The following is a 21,088-nucleotide window of genomic DNA, read 5'->3' on the forward strand; positions in this document are numbered from 1 at the left end:
GTCCCCACCCCCGGAGGACCCCCACCATGCGCTCGCACCTGCTCAATGACACGACCGCGGAGCACTACCGCCGCTCCGTGACCGAAGGAGTAGAGCGGGTGGCCGCCAAACTCGCCGCCACCGACCGTCCGTTCACCGGTGTCGCGGTCGACGATCTCGCGCCCCGCATCGACCGGATCGACCTCGACCGGCCCCTGGGCGACACCACCGCCGTGCTCGACGAGCTGGAGGAGGTCTACCTCCGGGACGCGATCTACTTCCACCACCCCCGCTACCTCGCCCACCTCAACTGCCCCGTGGTCATCCCCGCCGTGCTGGGCGAGGCGGTCCTGTCCGCCGTCAACTCCTCCCTGGACACCTGGGACCAGTCGGCCGGCGGCACCCTCATCGAGCGCCGGCTGATCGACTGGACGTGCGCCCGCGTCGGCCTCGGCCCCGCCGCGGACGGCGTGTTCACCTCCGGCGGCAGCCAGTCCAACCTCCAGGCCCTGCTGCTGGCCCGCGAGGAGGCGAAGTCCGACTCGCTCGCGAACGTGCGCGTCTTCGCCTCCGAAGCCGGCCACTTCAGCGTGCAGAAGTCGGCGAAACTGCTCGGCCTGGGCCCGGAGGCCGTGGTCACCGTCCCCGTCGACCACGACAAGCGCATGCAGACCGTGGCGCTCGCCCACGAGCTGGAGCGCTGCCGCAGGGACGGCCTCGTCCCCATGGCCGTCGTCGCCACCGCCGGCACCACCGACTTCGGCTCCATCGACCCCCTCCCCGAGATCGCCGAACTGTGCGCCCAGTTCGGCGCCTGGATGCACGTCGACGCCGCCTACGGCTGCGGGCTCCTCGCCTCGGTGAAGTACCGGGACCGCATCGACGGCATCGAGCGCGCCGACTCCGTCACCGTCGACTACCACAAGTCCTTCTTCCAGCCGGTGAGCTCCTCCGCCGTGCTGGTGCGCGACGCGAGCACGCTGCGCCACGCCACCTACCACGCCGAGTACCTCAACCCGCGCCGCACGGTGCAGGAGCGCATCCCCAACCAGGTGGACAAGTCCCTCCAGACCACCCGCCGGTTCGACGCCCTCAAGCTGTGGATGACCCTGCGCACGATGGGCGCCGACGGCATCGGCGCGCTCTTCGACGAGGTCTGTGACCTGGCCGTCGACGGCTGGCGCCTGCTGGCCGCCGACCCGCGCTTCGACGTCGTCGTCCAGCCGTCGCTGTCCACCCTCGTCTTCCGCTACATCCCCGCCGCCGTCACCGACCCGGCGGAGATCGACCGCGCCAACCTGTACGCCCGCAAGGCGCTGTTCGCCTCCGGCGACGCGGTGGTCGCCGGCACCAAGGTCGGCGCCCGCCACTACCTGAAGTTCACCCTGCTCAACCCCGAGACCACGACCGACGACATCGCCGCCGTCCTCGACCTGATCGCCGGCCATGCCGAGCAGTACCTGGGAGAGTCCCTTGACCGCGCTTGCTGAATCCCCGGACACCGTCCACGACTTCGTGGGGATCGGGCTCGGCCCCTTCAACCTCGGACTGGCCTGTCTGACCGAGCCCATCGCCGAACTCGACGGCCTCTTCCTGGAGTCGAAGCCCGACTTCGAGTGGCACGCCGGGATGTTCCTCGACGGCGCCCATCTCCAGACCCCGTTCATGTCGGACCTGGTCACCCTCGCCGACCCGACGTCCCCCTACTCCTTCCTCAACTACCTGAAGGAGAAGGGCCGGCTGTACTCGTTCTACATCCGCGAGAACTTCTACCCGCTGCGCGTCGAGTACGACGACTACTGCCGGTGGGCCGCGAACAAGCTGACCTGCGTGCGCTTCTCGACGACGGTCGCCGAGGTGACCTGGGACGAGGACGAGGAGCTGTACGCGGTGCGCACCGCCGAGGGGCACGTCCACCGCGCCCGGCGCCTGGTCCTCGGCACCGGCACCTCCCCGTACGTCCCCGAGGCCTGCGCCGGCCTCGGCGGCGACCTCCTGCACAACTCCCGCTACGTGCAGCACAAGGCGGAACTCCAGCGCAAGGAGTCGATCACCCTGGTCGGCTCCGGGCAGTCGGCCGCCGAGATCTACCTCGACCTGCTCTCCGAGATCGACGTGCACGGCTACCGGCTGAACTGGGTCACCCGCTCCCCGCGCTTCTTCCCGCTGGAGTACACCAAGCTCACCCTGGAGATGACCTCCCCGGAGTACGTCGACTACTTCCGGGCGCTGCCGGAGCAGACCCGCTACCGCCTCGCCGCCGAGCAGAAGGGCCTGTTCAAGGGCATCGACGGCGACCTCGTCAACGAGATCTTCGACCTGCTCTACCAGAAGAGCCTCGCCGGGCCCGTACCCACCCGGCTGCTGACCAACTCCGCGCTCACCGGCGCGAGCCACGCCGACGGCACGTACACGCTGTCCTTCCGCCAGGAGGAGCAGGGCAAGGACTTCGAGCTGAGCAGCCAGGGGCTGGTGCTGGCCACCGGATACCACTACGCCGAGCCCGAGTTCCTCGCGCCGGTCCGGCACAGACTGCGCCGCGACGCCCACGGCAACTTCGACGTCGGCCGCAACTACGCCATCGACACCACCGGCCGGGGCGTGTTCCTTCAGAACGCGGGCGTGCACGCGCACAGCGTCACCTCGCCCGACCTCGGCATGGGCGCCTACCGCAACAGCTACATCATCCGCGAGCTGCTCGGCACCGAGTACTACCCGGTCGAGAAGACCATCGCATTCCAGGAGTTCGGCGTATGACCATCCCCGCGGCCGTCGGCCGCCTCTCCCTGCGTCCCCTCGACCCGCCGCGCGACGCCGAGCTGCTGCACCGCTGGGTGACGCACCCCAAGGCCGCCTACTGGATGATGCGGGACGCGACGCTCGTCGACGTCGAGCGGGCCTACACGGACATCGCCGCCGACGAGCACCACCACGCCCTCCTCGGGCTGCACGACGGCGAGCCCGCCTTCCTGACGGAGCACTACGACCCCGCCCACCGCGAGCTGGTCGGCCTGTACGAGCCGCTCCCGGGCGACATCGGCATGCACTTCCTGGTCGCCCCCACGGACCGGCCGGTGCACGGCTTCACCCGCGCGGTGATCACCGCCGTCATGGCGCACCTGTTCGCGGACCCGGCGGTGCGGCGCGTCGTCGTCGAGCCGGACGTCGCCAACAAGGCCGTGCACGTGCTCAACGAGGCCGTCGGCTTTGTGCCCGAGCGGGAGATCCGCAAGCCGGAGAAGACGGCGCTGCTGAGTTTCTGCACCCGCGAGCAGTTCACCGCCGCGACGGGGGTGACGGCATGAGCCTCGCCGACGCCGTCGCCCACCTCTCCCCCGAGCACTGGGCCAAGGCCAACCGTCTGCTGGTGCGCAAGGCGCTCGCGGAGTTCGCCCACGAGCGGCTGCTCACGCCCGAGGAGCTCCCGACGCCCGAGGGGACGCCGGGTCGCTACGCCGTCCGCAGCGACGACGGGCTGACGTCCTACCGCTTCAGCGCCGTGCGCCGGGCCCTCGACCACTGGCAGGTCGACGCCGACTCGATCACCCGCACCCGCGGCGACGCCGAACTCCCCGTCGAGGCACTGGACTTCTTCGTCGAACTGAAGTCGACCCTGGGCCTGAGCGACGAGATCCTGCCGGTCTACCTGGAGGAGATCTCCTCCACCCTCTCCGGCGCCTGCTACAAGTTCGCCAAGCCCGCGACCACCTCGGCACAACTGGTCCGCGACGGCTTCCAGGCCATCGAGACCGGGATGACCGAGGGCCACCCCTGCTTCGTCGCCAACAACGGGCGGCTCGGCTTCGGCATGCACGAGTACCTGGCGTACGCGCCGGAGACGGCCGCCCCGGTACGGCTGGTGTGGCTGGCCGCGCACCGGTCGCGGGCCGCGTTCACGGCCGGCGCCGGCATCGCCTACGAGTCGTTCGTGCGCGAGGAGCTGGGGGCCGCGACCGTCGACCGCTTCGACGCCGTCCTGCGCGAGCGCGGCCTGGACCCGGCCGACTACCTCCTCCTCCCCGTCCACCCCTGGCAGTGGTGGAACAAGCTCACCGTCACCTTCGCGGCCGAGATCGCCCGTGAGCACCTGGTGTGCCTGGGCGAGGGCGACGACGAGTACCTGGCGCAGCAGTCGATCCGCACCTTCTTCAACCGCACCCATCCCGAGAAGCACTACGTCAAGACGGCCCTGTCCGTGCTGAACATGGGCTTCATGCGCGGGCTGTCGGCCGCCTACATGGAGGCCACGCCGGCCATCAACGACTGGCTGGCCCAGCTCATCGACAACGATCCGGTGCTGAAGTCGACGGGCCTGTCGATCATCCGCGAGCGGGCGGCCGTCGGCTACCGGCACCTGGAGTACGAGGCCGCGACGGACCGCTACTCGCCCTACCGCAAGATGCTGGCGGCGCTGTGGCGCGAGAGTCCGGTCCCGACGCTGCGGGAGGGCGAGTCGCTCGCGACGATGGCCTCGCTGATCCACGTGGACCACGAGGGCCGGTCGGTCGCCGGCGTGCTCGTCGAGGCCTCCGGCCTGGCCCCCGCCGAGTGGCTGCGCGCCTACCTCCAGGCCTACTACACACCCCTGCTGCACAGCTTCTACGCCTACGACCTGGTGTTCATGCCGCACGGCGAGAACACGATCCTGGTGCTGAAGGACGGCGTCGTGCAGCGGGCGGTCTACAAGGACATCGCCGAGGAGATCGCCGTCATGGACCCGGACGCGGTGCTGCCGCCCGAGGTCCGGCGCATCCGCGTCGAGGTGCCCGACGACACCAAGCTCCTGTCGATCTTCACGGACGTCTTCGACTGCTTCTTCCGCTTCCTCGCGGCCGCTCTCGCCGCCGAGGGGATCCTCGAGGAGGACGACTTCTGGCACACGGTCGCCGAGGTCACCCGCGCCTACCAGGAGGCGAACCCCGAACTGGCCGACCGGTTCCGCCAGTACGACATGTTCGCCCCCGAGTTCGCGCTGTCCTGCCTCAACCGCCTGCAACTGCGCAACAACCGGCAGATGGTGGATCTGGCGGACCCCTCGGGCGCCCTCCAGCTGATCGGCACCCTGAGAAATCCCGTCGCGGGGTTCTGACCGTGCCCGGCCGGGCCGCCTCGTGCGCGGCCCGGGGCGGTGGAACAATCCCCGCATGGCGGAAATCCTCCAGAAGGACGGCACGTGGATCTTCGACGGCGACGCCCTGCGGCTGACCCCCGGACGGGACCGCAACGTCGGACTGCTGCGCCGGGAACTGGGTGAAATCGTCGTCCCGCTCCGGGCGTTGGCCGGGGTGTCGTTCGAACAGGGCAAGAAGTCCGGGCGGCTGAGGCTGCGGCTGCGGGACGGGGCGGATCCGCTGCTCCAGGCGACCGGCGGCCGGCTCGCCGAGCCGCACGACCCGTACCAGCTGCTCGTCGAGTCCGACCGGTACGGCGTCGCCGAGTACCTCGTGGACGAGGTGCGCCGCGCGCTGCTGCTGGACGAGGTGCCCTCCGACCCGGTGGACGCCTATCTGCTCCCGGGCCCTTCCGTGCCCCTGTCCGTCTCCGCCGGGGACGGCACCGCGAGCTTCGACGGCGAGAGCGTCCGGTTGGAGTGGAACTGGAAGACGGAGGAGGCCAAGGCCGCCGGCGGGCCGCGCACGCTCTCGCTCGCGGACATCGCGGGCGTGGAGTGGCAGCCCGCGGTGGGCCTGGAGAACGGCGCGCTGCGGCTGCGCCCGCGGCACGCGCCCGCCACGACCCCGCCGAAGTACGACCCGAACGCCGTGGAGCTGTGGGGCTTCCGGAAGGATCCGCTGATGGCCCTGGTCGCGGCGGCCGTGCAGGCCCGGCTCCCGCATCCGTCCGCGGCGACCACGGCCGTCGCGGACGCCGTACGGCCGCAGCTGCCGGGCCCGGCGGCCGAGGGCGACCACGACGCGCTGCTGCGCCGGCTGCGCGAGCTGGGCGAGCTGCACCGCGACGGCGTGCTGACGGACGACGAGTTCGCCCTGGCCAAGCAGGCGGTCCTCAAGCGCCTGTAGCGCGCGGAAGGACCGCCTGCGCGGGCACGGGCGCCCGCGCCCGCGCCGAGGAGGTCGTGCGCCCCGCCCTCCGGGCGCGCGTGCCCCGCTACTTCGCCCTGCGGGCCACCGTGAAGTGGTCGATGCGGTCACCGGTCTCCGCGATGCCCTGGACCTTCAGCGTCGTGTAGTGGCCCTTGGGCGCGGGGGTGACGTCCACCCGCAGGAACGAGTAGTTCAGGTAGCGCACCCGCGACCAGGTGACGGTCTCGTTCTTCTTGCCGTCCTTGAGGTTGACGAACGAGGCCACCGAGTCGACCTCGTGCTCGTGGCCCTCGTACGAGTCCGGTGCGGTGAACGCGTACAGGCTGCGGCCGGCGGCGCCCGCCGTCACGTAGACGACGCCCTCGGTCTCGGGGTAGGCCGTGCCCCCGATGGGGAGCTTCTTGACGACCTTGTCGCCCTTGATGACGTCGGTGCGCTCGTACTGGTGGTTGTGGCCGTTGATGACCAGGTCCACCTGGTACTTGTCGAAGAGCGGCACCCACTCCTGTCGCACGCCCCCCTCCGAGGCGTGCGCGGTGGAGGTGCAGTACGCGCAGTGGTGGAAGAACACCACGACGAAGTCGATGTCCTTCGAGGCGCGGAACTTCTTCAGCTGCGCCTCGAACCACTTGGTCTGGGTGCCGCCGGAGATGCCGAGGTTGGCCGGGATCTCGAAGGACACGTCGTTGGGGTCCAGCGAGATGATCGCGGTGTTGCCGTGGACGAAGGAGTAGACGCCCGGGAGGTTCTTCTTGTCGGGTCCGTTGTCGGGGAGGTTCCAGCGGGCCTCCTCGCCGCCGTAGCCGTTGGGCGAGTACCAGGCCTCCATGTCGTGGTTGCCGTACGACACCATCCACGGCACCGACTTGGCGACGGACTCGGTCTGGGCGAGGAACTGGTCCCAGGTGCGCGAGTCGAAGACGGTGTCGGAGGTCTTGCCCTGCCCGGCGGGGTCGCCGTAGGCGATGTCGCCGGCGTGCAGGTGGAAGGCCGGGTTCTGGCCGAGGATCAGGCTGTCGTTGGCCAGCGCGTGGTAGCTGACGCCCTGGTCGCCGAAGGCCGTGAAGGTAAAGGGGGCCTTGTGGGCGGGGGCCGTGGTGAAGGTGCCCAGGGTGCCCAGCAGGTGCGGGGCGGCCGGGTCGAAGCCCGCGTGGCCGACGCCGTAGTAGTACGTCCTTCCCGGCTTGAGGTGGGCGAGCTCGGCGTGCACGTAGTACTGGGTGTGGTCGCCGCTGGCGCCGACGCCGGCCGGGGTGTACAGGGTGCGCACCTCGGCCTCGATCTTGCGGGAGAGGTCCCAGGGGTGGGCGCCGATGCGGATGAACGGCTTCTTCACCGCGACCGGCACCTGCCAGGAGACGGTCATCTCGGTGCGCGGGTCGTTGCCGTAGGCGAGGTGACGGCCGAAGGGGGCGACGAGAGCGCCGTCGACGTGCTCGGTGTGGGAGAGGGGCTGGGTGGGAACGGCGGCCCGGGCCGTGGCGCCGGTGACGAACGCGCCACCGGTGACCGCGCCCAGCGTGACCGCGCCGCCTCTGATCATCGTGCGCCGGGAGAACCTGGTGCGCAGGTACTCGTGCTGCTCGGCCATGCTCATGCGGTCGGCGAGCTGCTCGGGTACGCCCATGCGAGGAGTGTCCATGACGTCTGAAACTCGTCGCTTCCGGCGACGGCCCGCAAGACGCCGAATGGACGGTTCGCGAACAGCGCCCCATAACACATTCAATGTTCCGCCAAGGCTCGCCCACAGAGGCCTGCCCGAAATCGGGCACGTTTCTTGCGAAACCGGCTCGCGTACCCCAGGATCTACCGGGTGCACGACGAACTTGTTGATCACCTGACGCGCTCCACGCCCCTCCAGCGGGGCGAGGCGCTGCGGGTGATCCAGGACGTGCTCGCCTACTTCGACGAGACGACCGAGGACTACGTCCGTCGCCGCCACCGCGAGCTCCAGGCCCAGGGCCTGGTGAACGCGGAGATCTTCGAACGGATCGAGGCGGACCTGAAATACCGTGCGGTGGCGCCGCCCGAGCTCACGCTCAGGCAACTGCGACGCATCGTCTACGGCTGAACCGAAGCTTGGGGATACGTATATATGTGCGGAATCGTCGGATACATCGGGAAGCGTGACGTCGCTCCCCTGCTCCTGGAGGGCCTCCAGCGCCTGGAGTACCGCGGGTACGACTCGGCCGGCATCGTGGTCACCTCGCCCAGGACGGCCGGCCTGAAGATGGTCAAGGCCAAGGGCCGGGTGCGCGACCTGGAGGCCAAGGTCCCGGCGCGCTTCAAGGGCACGACCGGCATCGCCCACACCCGCTGGGCCACCCACGGCGCCCCCTCCGACGTGAACGCCCACCCGCACATGTCGGCCGACCTCAAGGTCGCCGTCGTCCACAACGGCATCATCGACAACGCCTCCGACCTGCGCAAGAAGCTCGAAGCCGACGGCGTCGAGTTCCTCTCCGAGACGGACACCGAGGTGCTCGTCCACCTCGTCGCCCGCGCCCAGGCCGACAAGCTCGAGGACAAGGTCCGCGAGGCGCTGCGCGTGGTCGAGGGCACCTACGGCATCGCCGTGATGCACGCCGACTTCTCCGACCGCATCGTCGTCGCCCGCAACGGCTCCCCGGTCGTCCTCGGCATCGGCGAGAAGGAGATGTTCGTCGCCTCGGACATCGCCGCGCTGGTCGCCCACACCCGCCAGATAGTCACCCTCGACGACGGCGAGATGGCCACCCTCAAGGCGGACGACTTCCGCACGTACACCACCGAGGGCACCCGCACCACGGCCGAGCCGACGACCGTGGAGTGGGAGGCCGCCTCCTACGACATGGGCGGCCACGACACCTACATGCACAAGGAGATCCACGAGCAGGCCGACGCCGTGGACCGCGTGCTGCGCGGCCGCATCGACGACCGCTTCTCCACCGTGCACCTCGGCGGCCTCAACCTGGACGCCCGCGAGGCGCGCCAGATCCGCCGCGTCAAGATCCTCGGCTGCGGCACCTCGTACCACGCGGGCATGATCGGCGCCCAGATGATCGAGGAGCTCGCCCGCATCCCCGCGGACGCCGAGCCCGCGTCCGAGTTCCGCTACCGCAACGCGGTCGTGGACCCCGACACCCTGTACATCGCCGTCTCGCAGTCCGGTGAGACGTACGACGTGCTGGCGGCCGTCCAGGAGCTCAAGCGCAAGGGCGCGCGGGTGCTGGGCGTGGTCAACGTGGTCGGCTCGGCCATCGCCCGCGAGGCGGACGGCGGCGTCTACGTGCACGCCGGCCCCGAGGTCTGCGTCGTGTCCACCAAGTGCTTCACCAACACGACGGTGGCCTTCGCGCTGCTCGCCCTGCACCTGGGCCGCACCCGCGACCTCTCGGTGCGCGACGGCAAGCGGATCATCGAGGGTCTGCGCAAGCTGCCCGCCCAGATCGCCGAGATCATGGAGCAGGAGGCGGAGATCGAGAAGCTGGCCGAGGAGCTCGCCGAGGCCCGCTCGATGCTCTTCATCGGCCGTGTCCGGGGCTACCCGGTCGCCCGCGAGGCCTCGCTGAAGCTCAAGGAGGTCTCGTACATCCACGCCGAGGCCTACCCCGCCTCCGAGCTCAAGCACGGCCCGCTGGCCCTCATCGAGCCCGCGCTCCCGACGGTCGCGATCGTCCCCGACGACGACCTGCTGGAGAAGAACCGCGCCGCGCTCGAGGAGATCAAGGCCCGCAGCGGCAGGATCGTCGCGGTCGCCCACCGCGAGCAGGAGAAGGCCGACCGCACGATCGTCGTCCCCAAGAACGAGGACGAGCTCGACCCGATCCTCATGGGCATCCCGCTCCAGCTCCTCGCCTACTACACGGCGAAGGCGCTGGGCCGCGACATCGACAAGCCGCGCAACCTGGCGAAGTCGGTCACCGTCGAGTAGCCGCCCGACGCGGCGCGCGCAAGCGTGCGCCACGTCCCGCCGGCCCGCAGCGGCCGACGAACGGGCCCCCGTGCCGCCACCGCGCACGGGGGCCCGCCCCATTCGCCGGGGACGTCCGTCTCCCCGGCGCCGGCTGCCGGTTCAGCCCGCGGCCGTCACACCGGGACGGGCAGCACGCCGGGAGATCGTCGTGGGCCAGTGCGCCAGGGCCGCCGTCGCCGCGTACCAGGCGACCGCGCCCGCCGCGACGGCGAACCAGCCGCCCGCCTTGGTGAGTCCGTCGCTGCCGGCGAACCGGGCGACGGCCATCAGGACCAGGCCGACGCAGAACAACCCGTAGGCCGCCTGGCCGAGTTGGTCGCCGCCGGCGAGGGTCAGGGAGAGCGCCACGAGGGCGAACAGGAGCAGGAAGAGCCCTGCCGCGTTGTCGGAGACGGAGGCCCCGGCGGAGACCGCCCAGGTGAACCAGAAGGCGCCGAGGACGGTGCAGGCGGTGCCGGCGGCCACGTCCCGGTCGCGCAGGGCGAGCAGGCCGGCGAGGAAGAGCGCGACGCCGCCGACGTAGTGGGCGATGGATACGGCGTCCGCGGCCGTCACGCCGTCGATGAGGTCGGTGTACCCGAGCCCGAAGGCCAACAGGGTGACGCCGAGGGCGAGTCGGCCGGCGATCGCGGTGGTGCTGCTTCCCGCAGAGACGTCGTTGTCCACGGCAAGCTCCCTTCATGCATGTGCAGTTATGTGAGCCTTATATGCCCTTCACAAAGGCACAAACACCCCTACGCGTCGGTAGTTTCCTGCTGCGCGCGCGGGGGACCCGGAGCACCGGGATCTCATCCCACCCCGGGGGGAACGGGAGTTACGGGATGACGACCACGGGCCGCTTGGCGCGTTTGGCGAGCCGCCCGGCGACCGAGCCGAAGATCCGGCCGACGAGGCCGTGCGTGGAGCCGACGACGATCGCGTCGGCCTCGTACTCCCGCCCGACCTCTTCGAGCTCGTGGCAGATGTCGCCGCCGCGCTCGACGAGGATCCAGGGGACCTCGGCGAGGTAGTCGGCGCACGCGAGCTCCAGACCGAGCACCTCGGTGCGGTGGTCGGGCACGTCGACGAAGACGGGCGGCTCGCAGCCCGCCCACACCGTGGTGGGCAGCCGGTTGGCGACGTGGACGATGATCAGGCCCGCCCCGGAGCGGTGGGCCATGCCGATGGCGTACGCGAGGGCGCGTTCGCTGGACGTGGAACCGTCGAAGCCGACGACCACCCCGTGCTGGAAGGCGGGGTCGCAGGAATGGCGTGCCTCTTCGGCCGCCAGGGGCTCGGCCGCCGTGGGGTCGGCGACGGGCCGCTTGCGGTCCGCGGGTTCGAAGTATTCGTGACCGGCCATGGCTGTCTCGGCGTATCGATCCTTATACGGGTGGGACGGCGGTGAGCGGCGGAGCTGTCCGGGAATCCTCTTCCCGACCCCATACCCCCAAGGGTACGGCGGCACGCCTCCTGGGCCCAGTGCCCGCACGCCCCCGGTGGGGGTTCCAGGGAGCATGCACGAGCGGACGCCCGTAACGCAATGGTTGCTGCCCCGTACAGGCGGTTTGCACGGGGTTCCCCGAGACCGGCCCCCTCCCGGCAGTGACCGACCGCTCGAACAGGCGTTGAACCCCGTGCAACGCCGCCCCGTGAACAGCCCCCGCGCACCGCCGCCCCGCCGACGGGCGCCGCCGCCCAGGAAGGAGTCCGCCCCGTGCGTTCGTCCCGCACCGCTCCCGAGCCCCGCCCCGGCGACGACCGGGCGACCGACCTGATCCGCTGGGCGGCCTTCACCTGCGTCTTGGTCCCGGTGGTCCTCCTCGGATACGGCGCCTCCCTCGCCGGGGCCGCCGGCACCGCCCTCGGCCTCGCCGCCGTCACGGCCGCCTGCCGGGTGCTCCTGCGCCGGTCCGAGCGGTACGCGGCCCGGCTGCTCGCCGAGGAGCCCGCGCCCGAGGCGCACCACCGGGGGCGCCACCAGCGCACCGGAACGGGGGCTCACCGCGGCCGTCGCCACTCCGGAGGAAACTCACCGGTCGGTTGACCGGTTTTCACGCACGGACCCGCTTGTTTTCAGCCAACTTCCGGTAAGTGTGCATCTCTTGCCGTAACCACCCCCCACGCCCCGTTCCACCTGCACGAAAAGCCCTTCGGGGGGCCCGTGCACCCTATGGGGATTGGCCACCGCACCGAGGCGCACTTCCCTGCACGGCCCGTGAGTGCAACGCTTCGTGATCGAATGCTTCACGCCAAGTTGCCATGTCGACAATCTGCCGGGTGGTGAACTGGCCACGCCGGCATCAGGCGACACAGTAGATTCGATCTTGACTGTCTACGGCGGGGGACTCGTGCAGGACCAAGGGGAAACGTGCAGGAGCGACACAACCGAGGAGCCGCGACCACCGAGGGGGGCTTAGCAGGATGAGCCACGACTCCACTGCCGCGCCGGAAGCCGTGGCCCGGAAGCTGTCCGGGCGACGCCGCAAGGAGATCGTCGCGGTGCTGCTGTTCAGCGGCGGCCCCATATTCGAGAGTTCCATTCCGCTGTCGGTGTTCGGGATTGACCGCCAGGACGCCGGCGTGCCGCGCTACCGCTTGTTGGTGTGCGGCGGGGAAGAAGGCCCGCTGCGGACCACAGGGGGCCTGGAACTCACCGCACCACACGGCCTGGAGGCGATCTCGCGGGCGGGCACGGTCGTCGTGCCCGCCTGGCGTTCGATCACGTCGCCACCGCCGGAGGAAGCGCTCGACGCACTGCGCCGGGCGCACGAGGAGGGCGCCCGCATAGTGGGCCTGTGCACCGGCGCGTTCGTGCTGGCCGCCGCGGGCCTGCTGGACGGCCGTCCGGCCACGACCCACTGGATGTACGCGCCGACGCTGGCCAAGCGCTATCCGTCGGTCCACGTGGATCCGCGTGAGCTGTTCGTGGACGACGGCGACGTGCTCACGTCGGCCGGCACCGCGGCCGGAATCGATCTGTGTCTGCACATCGTGCGGACGGATCACGGTAACGAGGCGGCGGGCGCGCTGGCGCGGCGCCTCGTGGTGCCACCGCGCCGGTCGGGCGGCCAGGAGCGCTACCTCGACCGGTCTTTACCCGAGGAGATCGGCGCCGACCCGCTGGCCGAGGTCGTCGCCTGGGCGCTGGAGCACCTCCACGAGCAGTTCGACGTGGAGACGCTGGCCGCGCGCGCCTACATGAGCCGGCGCACCTTCGACCGCCGCTTCCGGTCGCTGACCGGGAGCGCGCCGTTGCAGTGGCTGATCACCCAGCGGGTGCTCCAGGCGCAGCGCCTGCTGGAGACGTCGGACTACTCGGTGGACGAGGTCGCGGGCCGCTGCGGCTTCCGCTCGCCGGTGGCCCTGCGCGGCCACTTCCGCCGCCAGCTCGGCTCGTCGCCGGCGGCGTACCGGGCGGCGTACCGGGCGCGCAGGCCGCAGAGCGAGAGGCCGACGGACAGCGAACCGTCGTCCCCGCCGCCACCGCCGCCGTCGCTGCACCCGGAGTCGCCCGGACCGGTGCCTCCGCAGATCCGGCGCACGGCCGCCGCGACGGCCGGGGCGCTGGGCTCGTCGGCGTCCCTGCCGTCCGAGCACGCGCGTGAGGCGTACGCGGCCTCACGGGCGAGCGTGCCGGGGCAGCGCAGCGGCATGTGATCGACCGCGCGTACGCCGGGCGGGCCCGCACGACCGGGCTCTCCCGGCGTCCGCGCGTCGGGAGAGCGCCGGACCTCGGGACGCCTCAAAGGGCGACGTCAGCTTTAGGGTGGTCGCATGAACGATCGCATGGTGTGGATCGACTGCGAGATGACCGGCCTCTCGCTGTCCGACGACGCTCTCATCGAGGTAGCCGCCCTCGTCACCGACTCCGAGCTGAACATCCTCGGCGACGGTGTGGACATCGTCATCCGCCCGCCGGACCGGGCGCTGGAGACGATGCCGGAGGTGGTGCGTCAGATGCACACCGCGTCCGGACTGCTCGAGGAGCTGGCGGGCGGGACGACGCTCGCCGAGGCCGAGGCGCAGGTCCTCGCCTACGTACGCGAGCACGTGAAGGAGCCGGGCAAGGCGCCCCTGTGCGGGAACTCCGTCGGCACCGACCGCGGTTTCCTCGCCCGTGACATGGCGGCCCTGGAGGACTACCTCCACTACCGGATCGTCGACGTCTCCTCGATCAAGGAGCTCGCCCGGCGCTGGTACCCGCGGGCGTACTTCAACAGCCCCGAGAAGAACGGCAACCACCGCGCCCTCGCGGACATCCGCGAGTCCATCGCGGAACTGCGCTACTACCGCGAGGCCGTCTTCGTGCCGCAGCCCGGCCCCGACTCCGACACGGCGAAGTCGATCGCGGCCAAGCACGTCCTGCCCGCCCCGTAGGACCCTCACGACGACGCTCCGGCGGCCCCGGGAAAAGCCGTGCGCGAGCACCCCTTCGGACCCTGTACACTTTTTCTCGGCCGGTAGGGAGACCGCAAAGTCCAACTGCCGGGCGTGGTGGGTGTAGCTCAGCTGGTAGAGCACCTGGTTGTGGTCCAGGATGCCGCGGGTTCGAGTCCCGTCACTCACCCTGAGTCATCAGCCGGTGACTTCCCGAAAGGGAGGTCACCGGCTGATGCGTTTTCCGGCTCGGCCCCGCTTCCGGCTTCCCCGCCTCCCGCACGCCGGGCACGCGCGGGAGACCCCGGACCGTGCCGGCACGGGAAGGGAGCCCGGCGGCGGAACCCGCCACCGGGCGGCCGGGCGGCCCGGCTCCCTCAGGAGGACGTCCGCCCCACCAACTCGGTGGCCAGCACCACCCGTCGGCGCTCCAGTCCGCGGGACACCGCCGGGCGGCGGTCCGCGATCTCCGTCAGCAGCAGGTCCAGCATCCTGCGCCCCATCTCCTCGATGGGCTGGCGCACGCTCGTCAGCGGCGGGTCCATGTGGCGGGCGATCGCGGAGTCGTCGTAGCCGACCAGCGCCACGTCCTCCGGGATGCGCCGGCCCTCCTCGCGCAGGGCCCGGCGGGCGCCGGCGGCCATGACGTCGGAGCCGGCGAACACCGCGTCGAGCTCGGGCGTACGGGCGAGGAGCTCGCGCATCGCGCGGTGGCCGCCCTCCTCGGTGAAGTCGCCCAGGGCGATCAGGCCCTCGTCCACCTCGTGGCCCGCGTCGCGCAGCGCGTCGCGGTAGCCGTCCACGCGTCGCTGGGCGCCGTAGACGTCGAGGCGGCCGGTGATGTGGGCGATATGGGAGCGGCCCCGGGAGAGCAGGTGCTCGACCGCGGAGCGCGCGCCGCCGTAGTTGTCGGAGTCCACGGACGGGAGCGTCTCCGCCTCCGAGCGCGGACCGCTGATCACCGCGGGGATCTCCAGCTGGGACAGCAGGTCCGGCAGCGGGTCGTCGGCGTGGACCGAGACCAGCAGCACCCCGTCCACCCGGTGCGCCGCCAGGTACTGCGCCAGCCGGCGCCGCTCGCGGTCGCTGCCCGCGAAGATCAGCAGCAACTGCATCTCGGTGTCGGACAGCTCCGCGCCCACGCCCCGCAGGATGTCCGAGAAGTACGGTTCCGCGAAGAACCGCGTCTCCGGCTCGGGGACGACCAGCGCGATCGCGTCCGTGCGGTTGGCCGCGAGAGCACGGGCCGCCGTGTTCGGGACATAGCCGAGCTCGGCGACCGCCGCCTCCACCGCCGCGCGCGTCGCGTCGCTGACCCGCGGCGAACCGTTGATCACCCGGGAGACCGTGCCGCGGCCGACGCCGGCGCGTGCGGCCACCTCTTCGAGGGTCGGCCGCCCCCCGCTGCGCCCCCGCGCTCCGTGGCTTGCCATGGGCTCCGCCTTCCCGCCGTTGTTCGCGCTGGTCTGGAATCTAACAGTCCCGTCCGTTCGGTATACCGTCGCCGGTGCCCGGCCTTCCCGGGCCGTTCCCGGGTCGCCCCCGGGGTCGCGTGCGGACCCGGCGGCCCGCGCGTCCCCGGATCCGATCCGGCCGGGTCGGCGGGAAAGCGCTGTCCGCGCGAGTTAGCTAACAGGCAGATAACTGAACGCATCTCTCCGCGCTCCCGCCCTTGACACCCCCGCCGGAACCGACGACTCTTCAACACATCACCTGTGGGAGCGCTCCCACGGTACCTGACACATACACATCCCGCACGTTCCCCGCCCGAGCCGCAGCGAGTAACTAACGGGCCCAACAATGCAGTTGGCCGGGGGGTCGGCACGTCAGGGCAACAGGAGGATGTAATGCGAGCTCGTACCCGAACCACCCGCCGGGTGGTGGTCCTGGCGGCCGTGGCGTCGCTGGGCGCCGGGCTGCTGGCCGGCTGTGCCGACGACAGCGGCGACGACAACGCTTCCGACGGTTCGTCGGGCGGTGGCAAGGGCAAGACCACGATCACGCTGGGGCTCTTCGGCACGATGGGCTTCAAGGAGGCCGGGCTCTACACCGAGTACGAGAAGCTCCACCCGGACATCAAGATCGCCGAGAACGTCACGGAGCGGAACGAGAACTACTACCCGGCGCTCCTGAACCACCTCACGACCAACAGCGGCCTGATGGACGTCCAGGCCATCGAGGTCGGCAACATAGCCGAGGTCGTCGCCACCCAGGCGGCCAAGTTCGAGGACATGTCCAAGGTCTCGGGCGTGGACAAGAGCAAGTGGCTGGACTGGAAGTGGTCGCAGGGCACCACCAAGGACGGCCAGACGATCGCCCTCGGCACCGACGTCGGTCCGATGGCCCTCTGCTACCGCAAGGACCTCTTCCAGGCGGCCGGTCTGCCCACCGACCGCGAGGCGGTCGGCAAGCTGTGGGCCGGCGACTGGAACAAGTTCATCGCGACCGGCGAGCAGTACAAGAAGAAGGCCAAGGCGGGCACCTTCTTCATGGACTCCCCCGGTGGCCTGATCAACGCCATCCTCAGCAGTGAGAAGGAGAAGTTCTACAACTCCTCCGGCGAGATCATCTACAAGACGAACCCGGCCGTGAAGGACGCCTTCGACCTCACCGCCAAGGCGGCCACGGAGGGTCTGGTCCAGGCCCAGACGCAGTTCCAGCCGGCCTGGGACACCACGATCGCCAACAGCAAGTTCGCCACCATCGCCTGCCCGCCGTGGATGCTCGGCACCATCAAGGGCAAGGCCAAGGCCGAGGACGCCGGCAAGTGGGACGTTGCCGTCGCTCCCAAGTCCGGCAACTGGGGCGGCTCCTTCCTGGGCGTGCCGAAGAGCGGCAAGCACGTGAAGGAGGCCGAGGCGTTCATCACCTGGCTGACCGCGCCCGAGCAGCAGGCGAAGCTGTTCAAGGTGCAGGGCTCCTTCCCGAGCACGCCGAGCGCGTACACGATGCCCGAGGTGACCGGCGCGAAGAACGACATGACCGGTGACTCGCCGATCGGCACGGTCTTCTCCCAGGCCGCCAAGACGGCTCCGGTGCAGGTGATCGGCCCGAAGGACCAGATCATCCAGCAGGGTCTGACCGACAACGGCGTCATCCTGGTGACGAAGGGCAAGTCGGCGGAGGAGGCCTGGAAGACGGCCACCAAGACCATCGACAACAACCTGGACAAGTGACCCGGATGTCCACCCGCCACGACACCGCCGCGCCCCCCGTCAAGGAGGGGGGCGCGGCCCCGGGCCGCCCGCCCGCCGCACTCACGGAGGCGGAGAAGCGACACCGGGCCCGCCTGTCCCGCCGCTGGCAGCGGGACCTGCGCTGGAGCCCGTACGCGTTCGTCTCGCCGTTCTTCCTGCTGTTCCTCGCGTTCGGCCTGTTCCCGCTGGTCTACACCGGCTGGGCTTCACTGCACCAGGTGGAGCTCACCGCGCCCACCGACATGACGTGGGTGGGGCTGCGCAACTACACGCGCATCTTCGACGACGACTTCTTCTGGAACGCGGCGCGCAACACCCTGACGATCGGCGTCATCTCGACGGTGCCGCAGCTGCTGATGGCGATGGGCCTGGCCCATCTGCTCAACTACAAGCTGCGCGCCTCGACGTTCTACCGCGTCGCGATGCTCGCGCCGTACGCGACGTCGATCGCGGCCGCCTCGCTGGTCTTCGTGCTGCTCTTCGGGCGCGACTACGGCATGATCAACTGGGCGCTGCACTTCGTCGGGATCGACGCGATCGACTGGCAGAACGACAAGTGGCCCTCGCAGATCGCCGTCTCGTCGATCGTCGTCTGGCGGTGGACGGGCTACAACGCGCTGATCTACCTGGCGGCGATGCAGGCGATCCCGCAGGACCTGTACGAGTCGGCGGCGCTGGACGGCGCGAGCCGCTGGAAGCAGTTCCTGCACGTGACCCTGCCGTCGCTGCGGCCGACGATCCTCTTCACGGTCGTCGTCTCGACGATCGGCGCGAGCCAGGTCTTCGGCGAGCCGCTGCTGTTCGACGCCAACAAGGGCGCGTCGGGCGGCGCCGAGCACCAGTTCCAGACGCTGGGCCTGTACCTGTACGAGCAGGGCTGGGTGAACCAGCACCTGGGCCGGGCCTCCGCGATCGCCTGGACGATGTTCCTGATCCTGATCGTGGTCGGCATCGTCAACTACGTCATCTCGCGCCGGCTGCGCGCCAGTAGTTAGGAGTACCGGCCGTGACGACGACGACAACGACCGCGAAGCCCGTGGAACCCCAGGGCGCCGTGCCGACGGCCCGGAAGGTGCGCCGGCCCAAGTCCGCGCGGGCCGGCGGGCAGATGCACGGCGGCCCGATCGCCTACGTCATCCTGGGCGTGTTCACCCTCGTCTCGCTGTTCCCGCTGGTGTGGACGGCGATCGCCGCGTCCCGCGACAACAACCGGCTGGCGCAGAACCCGCCGCCGTTCGTGTTCGGCTCCAACCTCTTCCACAACCTGGACGTGGCCTGGAACGACGCGAACCTGGGCAAGGCCTTCGTCAACACGACGATCGTGGCCGGGACTTCGGCGGCGACGATCGTCTTCCTGTCGACGATCGCCGGGTTCGCCTTCGCCAAGCTCCGGTTCCGGGGCCGGGGCGCGCTGATGCTGATCGTGATCGGCACGATGATGGTGCCGCCGCAGCTGAGCGTGATCCCGCTGTACATGCTGGTCGCCAAGCTGGAGTGGACGGACCAGTTGCAGGCGGTGATCCTGCCCTCCCTGGTGAGCGCGTTCGGCGTGTTCTTCATGCGGCAGTACCTCATCCAGGCGCTGCCCGACGAGATCATCGAGGCGGCCCGGGTGGACGGCGCGAGCAGCTGGCGCGTGGTGTGGCACGTGGTGTTCCCGGCCGCGCGTCCCGCGATGGCGGTGCTCGGCATGCTGATGTTCGTCCAGACCTGGAACGACTTCCTGTGGCCGTTCCTGGTGCTGAGCCAGACCGGCAACCCGACCGTGCAGGTGGCGGTCGCGGGCCTCGGCCGCGGCTACACCCCGGACCAGTCGCTGATCATGGCGGGCGCGCTGCTGGGCACGCTGCCGCTGCTGCTGGTCTTCGCGATCTTCGGCAAGCAGATCGTGGGCGGCATCATGCAGGGCGCGGTGAAGGGCTGACGACGCCCCGGTCCACCGCACGGCTTCGTCCGACGCCCTCCCGCCCATGACTTCCCGGGGGCCGGGTCATCGCAGCCCCGGCCCCCTCCCCACCCCTTTCCCTGACCTCCGTCGGTCTCGACGACCTCGACGACCCGCGACGACCTTCCTTGGGAGCGCTTCCATGCCCGAGCCCGTCAATCCGGTGACCTTTCCGCCCTCCTTCCTCTGGGGCGCCGCGACGTCCGCCTACCAGATCGAGGGGGCGGTGCGGGAAGACGGCCGCACGCCGTCGATCTGGGACACCTTCAGCCACACGCCGGGCAAGACGTCCGGCGGCGAGACCGGTGACATCGCTGTCGACCACTACCACCGCTACCGCGACGACGTGGCGCTGATGGCGGACCTCGGCCTGACGGCGTACCGCTTCTCCATCTCCTGGTCCCGGGTGCAGCCGACCGGCCGCGGGCCGGCGGTGCAGGTGGGCCTGGACTTCTACCGCCGCCTGGTCGACGAGCTGCTGGCGAAGGGCATCAAGCCGGCCGTCACCCTCTACCACTGGGACCTCCCGCAGGAGCTGGAGGACGCGGGCGGCTGGCCGGAGCGCGACACCGCCCACCGCTTCGCCGAGTACGCGCAGATCGTCGGCGAGGCGCTCGGCGACCGCGTCGAGAACTGGATCACGCTGAACGAGCCCTGGTGCAGCGCGTTCCTCGGGTACGCCTCCGGGGTGCACGCGCCGGGCCGCACCGACCCGGTGGCGTCGCTGAAGGCGGCCCACCACCTGAACCTGGCGCACGGGCTGGGCGCCTCGGCGCTGCGCTCGGTCATGCCGGCCCGCAACGCGGTGGCGCTCAGCCTCAACTCGTCGGTGGTGCGCCCGCTCTCGCCGGGCAACGCGGAGGACCTGGCGGCCGTCCGCAAGATCGACGACCTCGCCAACGGCGTCTTCCACGGCCCGATCCTGAAGGGCGCCTACCCGGAGACGCTGCTGACCGCGACCTCGTCGCTGACGGACTGGTCGTTCGTCCTCGACGGCGACCTGCGCAGCATCAACCAGCCGCTGGACGCCCTGGGCCTGAACTACTACACGCCCACCCTGGTCTCGGCGGCGGACGCGGAGCCCAAGGGGCCGCGTTCGGACGGTCACGGCGCGAGCGACCACTCCCCGTGGCCGGGCGCGGACGACGTCGCCTTCCACCAGACTCCGGGCGAGCGCACGGAGATGGGCTGGACGATCGACCCGAGCGGGCTCCACGAGCTGATCATGCGCTACACCGAGGAGGCCCCGGGCCTGCCCCTCTACATCACCGAGAACGGCGCGGCCTACGACGACAAGCCCGACCCGGACGGCCGCGTCCACGACCCGGAGCGCGTCGCCTACCTGCACGGCCACCTCTCGGCGGTGCGGCGCGCGATCGCGGACGGCGCGGACGTGCGCGGCTACTACCTGTGGTCCCTGCTCGACAACTTCGAGTGGGCGTACGGCTACGAGAAGCGCTTCGGAGCGGTGTACGTCGACTACGCGACGCTGACCCGCACTCCGAAGTCGAGCGCGCTCTGGTACGGCCGCGCGGCGAGGACGGGGACGCTGCCGGAGGTCGAGACGGCCTGACCGAAAGACCACCTGCCGGGGGGCAGGGGGAGGGGG

Annotated in this window: 18 protein-coding genes and 1 tRNA gene; 15 read left to right on the forward strand and 4 right to left on the reverse strand. The window is 70.6% G+C overall.

Annotation, left to right across the window (positions count from 1 at the left end; translation table 11 throughout):
- Positions 1-26: 26 nt before the first annotated feature.
- The 5 genes from desA to KMS84_RS30840 are packed head-to-tail and all read left to right on the forward strand — an operon-like array spanning position 27 to position 5,999.
- Complete coding sequence (gene desA, locus KMS84_RS30820) at positions 27-1,469, forward strand: lysine decarboxylase DesA (protein WP_256919779.1); 1,443 nt, start codon at positions 27-29, stop codon at positions 1,467-1,469.
- Positions 1,453-2,736 carry a lysine N(6)-hydroxylase/L-ornithine N(5)-oxygenase family protein gene (locus KMS84_RS30825; RefSeq protein ID WP_256919765.1) on the forward strand — a complete coding sequence of 428 codons (1,284 nt, stop codon included), beginning with the start codon at positions 1,453-1,455 and terminating at the stop codon, positions 2,734-2,736. Before desA ends, KMS84_RS30825 begins: the two co-directional genes overlap by 17 nt.
- The gene (locus tag KMS84_RS30830) at positions 2,733-3,284 is read left to right on the forward strand and encodes a GNAT family N-acetyltransferase (protein WP_256919766.1); all 552 of its coding nucleotides are present in this window, start codon (positions 2,733-2,735) and stop codon (positions 3,282-3,284) included. Before KMS84_RS30825 ends, KMS84_RS30830 begins: the two co-directional genes overlap by 4 nt.
- Positions 3,281-5,068 carry an IucA/IucC family protein gene (locus KMS84_RS30835; protein ID WP_256919767.1) on the forward strand — a complete coding sequence of 596 codons (1,788 nt, stop codon included), beginning with the start codon at positions 3,281-3,283 and terminating at the stop codon, positions 5,066-5,068. The genes KMS84_RS30830 and KMS84_RS30835 overlap by 4 nt, the downstream gene beginning before the upstream one ends.
- A gap of 55 nt (positions 5,069-5,123) precedes the next feature.
- Positions 5,124-5,999, forward strand: coding sequence for a DUF4429 domain-containing protein (locus tag KMS84_RS30840; RefSeq protein ID WP_256919768.1), 876 nt, complete (start codon positions 5,124-5,126; stop codon positions 5,997-5,999).
- An 88-nt stretch (positions 6,000-6,087) separates the two neighbouring features.
- Here KMS84_RS30840 and KMS84_RS30845 read toward each other — a convergent pair whose 3' ends face one another.
- A complete protein-coding gene (locus KMS84_RS30845) occupies positions 6,088-7,650 on the reverse strand; it encodes a purple acid phosphatase family protein (RefSeq protein ID WP_256919769.1) in 1,563 nt (520 codons plus the stop codon).
- A gap of 186 nt (positions 7,651-7,836) precedes the next feature.
- On the opposite strand from KMS84_RS30845, the gene KMS84_RS30850 reads away from it, so the two are divergent.
- Positions 7,837-8,094 carry a hypothetical protein gene (locus tag KMS84_RS30850; protein WP_093772840.1) on the forward strand — a complete coding sequence of 86 codons (258 nt, stop codon included), beginning with the start codon at positions 7,837-7,839 and terminating at the stop codon, positions 8,092-8,094.
- Between the two features lie 24 nt (positions 8,095-8,118).
- A complete protein-coding gene (gene glmS, locus KMS84_RS30855; protein WP_256919770.1) occupies positions 8,119-9,936 on the forward strand; it encodes a glutamine--fructose-6-phosphate transaminase (isomerizing) in 1,818 nt (605 codons plus the stop codon).
- A gap of 141 nt (positions 9,937-10,077) precedes the next feature.
- Here the strand turns inward: glmS and KMS84_RS30860 are convergent, their stop codons facing one another.
- Positions 10,078-10,644 carry a GPR1/FUN34/YaaH family transporter gene (locus KMS84_RS30860; RefSeq protein ID WP_256919771.1) on the reverse strand — a complete coding sequence of 189 codons (567 nt, stop codon included), beginning with the start codon at positions 10,642-10,644 and terminating at the stop codon, positions 10,078-10,080.
- Between the two features lie 148 nt (positions 10,645-10,792).
- Entirely contained in the window at positions 10,793-11,320 is a 528-nt protein-coding gene (locus KMS84_RS30865) for a universal stress protein (protein ID WP_256919772.1), read from the reverse strand.
- 354 nt (positions 11,321-11,674) lie between these two features.
- Here KMS84_RS30865 and KMS84_RS30870 point away from each other — a divergent pair, with 354 nt between their 5' ends.
- The 4 genes from KMS84_RS30870 to KMS84_RS30885 all read left to right on the forward strand — a co-directional run bounded on the left by KMS84_RS30870 (position 11,675) and on the right by KMS84_RS30885 (position 14,527).
- Entirely contained in the window at positions 11,675-12,004 is a 330-nt protein-coding gene (locus KMS84_RS30870) for a hypothetical protein (RefSeq protein WP_256919773.1), read from the forward strand.
- A gap of 377 nt (positions 12,005-12,381) precedes the next feature.
- On the forward strand, positions 12,382-13,617 hold the full coding sequence (locus KMS84_RS30875) for a helix-turn-helix domain-containing protein (protein ID WP_256919774.1): 1,236 nt from the start codon (positions 12,382-12,384) through the stop codon (positions 13,615-13,617).
- A gap of 117 nt (positions 13,618-13,734) precedes the next feature.
- Positions 13,735-14,337, forward strand: a complete 603-nt coding sequence (gene orn / locus KMS84_RS30880) for an oligoribonuclease (protein WP_256919775.1) — start codon at positions 13,735-13,737, stop codon at positions 14,335-14,337.
- A gap of 117 nt (positions 14,338-14,454) precedes the next feature.
- A tRNA-His gene (locus KMS84_RS30885) sits at positions 14,455-14,527 on the forward strand.
- 187 nt (positions 14,528-14,714) lie between these two features.
- On the opposite strand, the gene KMS84_RS30890 is transcribed toward KMS84_RS30885, so the two are convergent.
- Complete coding sequence (locus tag KMS84_RS30890) at positions 14,715-15,770, reverse strand: LacI family DNA-binding transcriptional regulator (RefSeq protein WP_256919776.1); 1,056 nt, start codon at positions 15,768-15,770, stop codon at positions 14,715-14,717.
- Positions 15,771-16,184: 414 nt separating this feature from the next.
- Between KMS84_RS30890 and KMS84_RS30895 the strand changes: the two genes are divergently transcribed.
- The 4 genes from KMS84_RS30895 (at position 16,185) to KMS84_RS30910 (ending at position 21,052) form a co-directional block, all read left to right on the forward strand.
- Entirely contained in the window at positions 16,185-17,513 is a 1,329-nt protein-coding gene (locus KMS84_RS30895) for an ABC transporter substrate-binding protein (protein WP_256919777.1), read from the forward strand.
- A 5-nt stretch (positions 17,514-17,518) separates the two neighbouring features.
- Positions 17,519-18,529, forward strand: coding sequence for a carbohydrate ABC transporter permease (locus tag KMS84_RS30900; RefSeq protein ID WP_256919780.1), 1,011 nt, complete (start codon positions 17,519-17,521; stop codon positions 18,527-18,529).
- A gap of 11 nt (positions 18,530-18,540) precedes the next feature.
- A complete protein-coding gene (locus tag KMS84_RS30905; RefSeq protein WP_438819004.1) occupies positions 18,541-19,458 on the forward strand; it encodes a carbohydrate ABC transporter permease in 918 nt (305 codons plus the stop codon).
- Positions 19,459-19,621: 163 nt separating this feature from the next.
- Positions 19,622-21,052: a GH1 family beta-glucosidase gene (locus KMS84_RS30910; protein WP_256919778.1), complete on the forward strand. Its 1,431-nt coding sequence runs from the start codon at positions 19,622-19,624 to the stop codon at positions 21,050-21,052.
- Positions 21,053-21,088 lie beyond the last annotated feature (36 nt).

This window comes from Streptomyces hilarionis (assembly GCF_024539675.1).
Classification (GTDB): Bacteria; Actinomycetota; Actinomycetes; order Streptomycetales; family Streptomycetaceae; genus Streptomyces; species Streptomyces hilarionis.

Coding starts and splice junctions, on each gene's coding strand:
- desA (WP_256919779.1), top strand. CDS start 27: ATGCGCTCGCACCTGCTCAATGACACGACCGCGGAGCACTACCGCCGC.
- KMS84_RS30830 (WP_256919766.1), top strand. CDS start 2,733: ATGACCATCCCCGCGGCCGTCGGCCGCCTCTCCCTGCGTCCCCTCGAC.
- KMS84_RS30835 (WP_256919767.1), top strand. CDS start 3,281: ATGAGCCTCGCCGACGCCGTCGCCCACCTCTCCCCCGAGCACTGGGCC.
- KMS84_RS30840 (WP_256919768.1), top strand. CDS start 5,124: ATGGCGGAAATCCTCCAGAAGGACGGCACGTGGATCTTCGACGGCGAC.
- KMS84_RS30845 (WP_256919769.1), bottom strand. CDS start 7,650: ATGGGCGTACCCGAGCAGCTCGCCGACCGCATGAGCATGGCCGAGCAG.
- glmS (WP_256919770.1), top strand. CDS start 8,119: ATGTGCGGAATCGTCGGATACATCGGGAAGCGTGACGTCGCTCCCCTG.
- KMS84_RS30865 (WP_256919772.1), bottom strand. CDS start 11,320: ATGGCCGGTCACGAATACTTCGAACCCGCGGACCGCAAGCGGCCCGTC.
- KMS84_RS30875 (WP_256919774.1), top strand. CDS start 12,382: ATGAGCCACGACTCCACTGCCGCGCCGGAAGCCGTGGCCCGGAAGCTG.
- orn (WP_256919775.1), top strand. CDS start 13,735: ATGAACGATCGCATGGTGTGGATCGACTGCGAGATGACCGGCCTCTCG.
- KMS84_RS30890 (WP_256919776.1), bottom strand. CDS start 15,770: ATGGCAAGCCACGGAGCGCGGGGGCGCAGCGGGGGGCGGCCGACCCTC.
- KMS84_RS30895 (WP_256919777.1), top strand. CDS start 16,185: ATGCGAGCTCGTACCCGAACCACCCGCCGGGTGGTGGTCCTGGCGGCC.
- KMS84_RS30900 (WP_256919780.1), top strand. CDS start 17,519: ATGTCCACCCGCCACGACACCGCCGCGCCCCCCGTCAAGGAGGGGGGC.
- KMS84_RS30910 (WP_256919778.1), top strand. CDS start 19,622: ATGCCCGAGCCCGTCAATCCGGTGACCTTTCCGCCCTCCTTCCTCTGG.